Annotated in this window: 6 protein-coding genes; 4 read left to right on the forward strand and 2 right to left on the reverse strand. The window is 63.6% G+C overall.

Annotated elements, in window-relative coordinates:
- Positions 1–1396 (forward strand): bifunctional diguanylate cyclase/phosphodiesterase (locus EOA33_RS23645; protein WP_145989252.1); only part of this gene is annotated, 1396 nt, incomplete at its 5' end.
- On the opposite strand, the gene EOA33_RS23650 is transcribed toward EOA33_RS23645, so the two are convergent.
- On the reverse strand, positions 1397–2005 hold the full coding sequence (locus EOA33_RS23650) for a YqgE/AlgH family protein (protein WP_126055907.1): 609 nt from the start codon (positions 2003–2005) through the stop codon (positions 1397–1399).
- A 182-nt stretch (positions 2006–2187) separates the two neighbouring features.
- On the opposite strand from EOA33_RS23650, the gene EOA33_RS23655 reads away from it, so the two are divergent.
- From EOA33_RS23655 to EOA33_RS23665, 3 genes are all read left to right on the forward strand, one after another.
- Positions 2188–2994: a protein-disulfide reductase DsbD domain-containing protein gene (locus EOA33_RS23655; protein ID WP_126055908.1), complete on the forward strand. Its 807-nt coding sequence runs from the start codon at positions 2188–2190 to the stop codon at positions 2992–2994.
- 132 nt (positions 2995–3126) lie between these two features.
- Entirely contained in the window at positions 3127–3606 is a 480-nt protein-coding gene (locus tag EOA33_RS23660; protein ID WP_126055909.1) for a peroxiredoxin, read from the forward strand.
- 86 nt (positions 3607–3692) lie between these two features.
- Positions 3693–4169: a DUF2938 domain-containing protein gene (locus EOA33_RS23665; protein ID WP_127406724.1), complete on the forward strand. Its 477-nt coding sequence runs from the start codon at positions 3693–3695 to the stop codon at positions 4167–4169.
- Positions 4170–4195: 26 nt separating this feature from the next.
- Here EOA33_RS23665 and EOA33_RS23670 read toward each other — a convergent pair whose 3' ends face one another.
- Positions 4196–4867 (reverse strand): hypothetical protein, encoded by a 672-nt coding sequence (locus EOA33_RS23670; protein ID WP_127406725.1) that lies wholly within the window; start codon positions 4865–4867, stop codon positions 4196–4198.
- Positions 4868–5124 lie beyond the last annotated feature (257 nt).

A 5124-nucleotide genomic window follows, 5' to 3' on the forward strand; every position in this document is an offset into this window, starting at 1 on the left:
CCCGGTGATTGGCTCGGACGGCGAGGTGATCCGCTGCGTCGGCACCATGGTCGACGTCACTGAGCAAAAGAAATCCGAGGAAAGGCTGCTGCACGACGCCGTGCACGACAATTTGACCGGCCTGCCCAACCGCGAATTGTTCATGAACCGGCTGGAGGCGATCATCTCGATCGCCCGCACCGAGGACAAGGTGCGCCCGACCGTCTTCGTCATCGACATCGACCGCTTCAAACAGGTCAATGACGGCCTCGGCATCTCCGCCGGGGACACCATCCTGCTCACCATCGCACGCCGCCTGCATCGGCTCTTGAAGCCCAAGGATTCGCTGTCGCGCTTTGCCGGCGACCAGTTCGCGCTGATGCTCCTGTCGGAACAGGATCCGGCCCGTATCGCCGCTGTGGCGGACGCCATCAAGCACGCCATCAACAACCCGATCACATTCGCCAAGCGCGAGATCGTGCTTACCGCCTCGATCGGGCTGATCACCTGGACGACGGCGCAGACCTCGTCCGAGGACATGGTCAAGGACGCCGAGCTTGCCATGCACCAGGCCAAGCGCTTTGGCGGCGACAGGATCGAGCCGTTCCGGCCGGCCTTCCGCACCGTCGGCACCGACCGGCTGCAGTTCGAATCCGACCTGCGCCGCGCCATCGAGCGCCGTGAATTCACCCTTGCCTACCAGCCGATCGTGCGGCTGGAGGATGGCAGCGTCGCCGGCTTCGAGGCGCTGCTCAGGTGGGACCATCCGCGTCGCGGCATGATCCCGCCGGGCGATTTCATTCCGGTGGCCGAAAGCTGCGGGCTGATCGTGCAGCTCGGCCTGTTCGCCATGCAGCAGGCGGCAGAGGACCTGGCGACCTGGCAGAAGCAGATCGGCGACGCGCCGCTGTCGGTTTCGGTCAACCTCTCCAGCCGCCAGTTGATCCGCCGCGACCTGGTCAGCGACGTGCGCTCGGTCATCGCGCGCGCCAATCTGAAGCCGCGCTGCTTCCGCCTCGAACTCACCGAGTCGCTGGTGATGGACAATCCGGAGCAGACCGCGCATGTGCTGACAAAGCTGAAGCAGCTCGGGATCGGGCTGTCGCTCGACGATTTCGGCACCGGCTATTCGTCGCTGTCCTATCTGACGCGTTTCCCTTTCGACACGATCAAGATAGACAAGAGCTTCGTCGACGACGCGACGCCGAAGCGCGCGGTGCTGCTCAAATCCATGGTCAACATGGCGCATGAGCTTGGCCTGTCGGTCGTGGCGGAAGGCATCTCGGACGAGAGCGATGCGCTGGAGCTGCGCCAGATGGGCTGCGAATATGTGCAGAGTTTCATGTTCGGCGCGCCGATGCCCGGCGACCAGGTGCTGAAGACGCTGAAGGAACAGTACCCGCTTACGCAGGCGTGATCACGCGTGGCCGGCCGCCAGGCTGAGATGCGCGAGATCGATGCCGATCGAAGCGAGGATGCGGTCGTATTTGCGCTCGATATCGGTGTCGAACAAGAGCTCCGGCGTCGCCGGACAGGTCAGCCAGCCATTCTCGGCGATCTCGCTTTCCAGCTGCCCGGCGCCCCAGCCGGAATAGCCGAGCGCCATTAGCGCATGCCGGGGCCCTCTGCCGGACGAGATGGCGCGCAAGATGTCGACGGTGGCGGTCAGGCAGATGTCGTCGGAGACGCTGAGCGAGGATTCCACCCGGTAATCGCCGGAGTGCAGGACGAAGCCGCGGCTGCGGTCCACCGGCCCGCCGTTGCGCACGACGAAGTCGCGCGCATGCGCCGGCAAGCGGATCGCCTCCTGCTCGTTCATGATGCCGAGCTGCACCAGAAGGTCCGGAAACAGCATCTGCTGCGTCTGGTTGATGATCAGGCCCATCGCGCCCTCGTCGCTGTGGGCGCAGATGTAGATGACTGAGCGCGTGAAGCGGTCGTCCTTCATGCCGGGCATGGCAATCAGGAACTGATCGTCGAGAAAACCGCGTCCGGCGGTCGTCTTCTTGTGGCGCAACAAGTCCATGGAAGGGAGGGTAACCCGTTTCCGGGGCGCCGAAAAGATGCGCGACGCGCGATTTGAGGGTTGGCTGCCGCCGTAGAATTCGCCGCTCACTTGCGGGCGGCGTGCACGATCTCACGCAAATATGATACCGAAAGGCTCATGACATCATTGCGCAGCCACGAACTGACGATCAAATCACTGCCATGCGAAGCCTGAAGATCCTGCTGCTCTGCTCCGCCGTTGGACTGGGAATGAGCGTTCCCGCATCGGCCTCCTCGTCGATCTGGTACAACAGCGAAGGCGGCAAGGTGCGGCTTGTGACCAGCGGCAAGCCCGACGAGGCCGGGCGTGTCCAGGGCGTGCTCGAAATCGCACTGAAGCCTGGCTGGAAGACCTATTGGCGCGATCCAGGCGACGCCGGCGTGCCGCCGCAGATCGACATTTCGCCCAGCACCAACATTACGAGCGCCGCAATCTCGTTTCCGCCGCCGCAACGCCACGACGACGGCTACGGCAAATGGGCTGGCTACGATCATCCGGTTTCACTGCCGGTGACCTTCATGCTGTCGGCCGCCGACCAGCCGGCCGTCATTGTGGCCGATGTCTTCCTCGGCATCTGCGAGACGATCTGCATTCCCGTGCAGACGCGGCTGAGCCTCGACCCGGCTTCCGATGCGGACAATGTGAAGGACACTGCGCAGGTGCAAGGGGCATTCGCGGCGCTGCCGGCGCCATCAAGGCCCGATTTTGGCGTCAACGTGCTGCCCGGCGACCACGAGACGCTGGTCGTCGAGGCGAGCTTCCCCGGCGACCCGCAAGCGGCCGACTTCTTCGTCGCCGGCGAGCGGGACTATATGTTCGGCGCCCCGATGCGCAGCGAAAAGGACGGCAAACTGGTGTTCACGGTGCCGATCCTCGACCGGCCATCGACCACGCCGACCGACGGCGGGCTCCATTACACGCTGACCAGCGCCGAGGGCGCTGTCGAGGGTCTGCTGCCGTTTCCGTGACACTCCAATTGGTGCGCAGTTCGAGACATCCTTTGCTCCAGGCGCGCCAGCGGTTGCGGACGGCATCCGAGTTCGCTATCGCAAGGGAAACATCCTGCCACACTTCCCACCCATCATCGAACGAGGTATTCAATGATCTCCGTTGGCGACAGACTGCCCGATGCGACCTTCAAGACGATGACCGCCGACGGTGCCAAGCCGATCACGACGGCTGACCTCTTCGCGGGCAAGAAGGTCGTGCTGTTCGGCGTTCCCGGCGCCTTCACGCCGACCTGCAGCAACAACCACCTGCCCGGCTATCTGGAAAACCATGACGCCATCCTGGCGCGCGGCGTCGACACGATCGCCGTGGTCTCCGTCAACGACGTGCATGTCATGGGTGCCTGGGCGCGCTTCAGCGGCGGTGAGGACAAGATCCTCTATCTGGCCGACGGCAGCGGCGACTTCGCCAAGTCGGTCGGTCTCGACAATGACCTTTCCGCAAACGGCATGGGGCTGCGCTCGAAGCGTTTTTCGATGATCGTCGAGGACGGCAAGGTCACCGCTCTCAACGTCGAGACCAAGCCCGGCGTCGACACGTCGGGTGCCGCGCACATCCTGGAACAGCTCTAGCACTGGACCGGGCCGAGCCGGACCAGACATCGCCAAGGATCGCGCCCGGCCGCGCTTGATGTTTCTTGCCTTCGGGGAACTGACCGATGTTCGATGTAATCTGGCGCAGTATGGCGATCGGCATCGGCGCGACGTTGCTGATGGATATCTGGGCTGTTTTCCTCAACAAGGCCTTTGCGCAGCCGCGGCCGAACTGGGGGCCGGTCGGCCGATGGGTCTGGCACCTCAGGAGCAAGGTCTTCCACGACGATATCGGCGAAGCCGCGCCTTACGCGCATGAAGTGGCGCTGGGCTGGGCCTTCCACTATTTTGTCGGCATCGTCTACGGCATCATCCTGGTCGTGCTCGCGGGAACGGCGTGGCTCGCCCAGCCGACCTTCCTGCCGGCCTTCATCCTCGGCATCGTCACTGTCGGCGCCGGCTGGTTCCTGCTCGCGCCCGGTATGGGCGCCGGCTGGGCCGCCTCGAAGCGGCCAAATCCGATGCAGATCCGCGCCCTCAACCTCGTCTCTCACACGATGTTCGCTCTGGGACTCTACGGCACCGCCCTCATGATCCGTTGAGGAGCACAGCTATCATCCCCGACTGATTACAATTCACCGATGGTGCGCGGCTTCATCGAGGCAACGGTGTCGATGATTTCCTGGCGCAGCGCTTCCTTCTGCGCCTCGAATTGCTCCCGCGTAATGCCTTGACCGCCGGTGGCGGTGACACCGAATTCCTCCAGCGCGAATTCGTAACGCGTTTTCCATCTGATCACATGCTCGGTCATCACCTGGGTGAGCGCCGGCACCGCGCCCGGATGCGCCGGCAGGCCGCACAATTGCGTGGTCCGCGCATCCACCGCCAGCATGATGACATTCCAGTCGTCGAAACCGATGAGATCCATCTGGGCATAGAGGAACGCGCCATGCTCGCCGTCCCAGATCGATTGATCGATGACCAGGAAGGGGGCGGCACGGCAATAGCCATGGCGTGCCGCCATATCGCGGTTGAAGGTCTCGGTGCGCTTCTGAAGCCGGTATTTGGCCGTGGCGAAGAGGGCGATGTAGTCGTCGGCCGTGCGCATTATGTTGCGCTGATCGTCCGGCGCGAAGCCGAGCTCGCGCAGCATGGAGCCGATTTTCGGATCGTCCCAGAGTTCCTTGGAGAATACGCGCGTCACGCCGTCGGCATCGGGCGTCGGACGCATCCTTTTCTTGAGCTCGGCAAAGCTGTGCTGCTGCTTGCCGAAGATCCTGCGCCCGAACATCGCCACCATGCCTTGTGCCAGGTCGATCGGGGCAGCATATGGCGCCGGGCGTAAAAGTGATTTTAACCAGAAGCCTAGACTTGCTCGCTTCCGGCCAAATCAACCATCCAGTCGCGGTGCCGGCCTGTCGATCGGCCGCCATGCGTGGACGACGCGTCGCATGCTGATTTCGTAGGCGAAATAGTTGCCACCACCCGCTGGCTGGTCCGCCTCGCGGCTGATTTCCCGCCCGGTCAGGGAAAGCAGCAGGAGCGTTCCCACGCCCA

Origin of the sequence: Mesorhizobium sp. M4A.F.Ca.ET.050.02.1.1, from assembly GCF_003997725.1 — a bacterium.
GTDB lineage: Bacteria > Pseudomonadota > Alphaproteobacteria > Rhizobiales > Rhizobiaceae > Mesorhizobium.

What these genes read in the sequence shown, in the direction of transcription:
- EOA33_RS23650 (WP_126055907.1), bottom strand. Translation starts at nt 2,005, where the DNA reads ATGGACTTGTTGCGCCACAAGAAGACGACCGCCGGACGCGGTTTTCTC.
- EOA33_RS23665 (WP_127406724.1), top strand. Translation starts at nt 3,693, where the DNA reads ATGTTCGATGTAATCTGGCGCAGTATGGCGATCGGCATCGGCGCGACG.
- EOA33_RS23670 (WP_127406725.1), bottom strand. Translation starts at nt 4,867, where the DNA reads ATGGTGGCGATGTTCGGGCGCAGGATCTTCGGCAAGCAGCAGCACAGC.
- EOA33_RS23660 (WP_126055909.1), top strand. Translation starts at nt 3,127, where the DNA reads ATGATCTCCGTTGGCGACAGACTGCCCGATGCGACCTTCAAGACGATG.
- EOA33_RS23655 (WP_126055908.1), top strand. Translation starts at nt 2,188, where the DNA reads ATGCGAAGCCTGAAGATCCTGCTGCTCTGCTCCGCCGTTGGACTGGGA.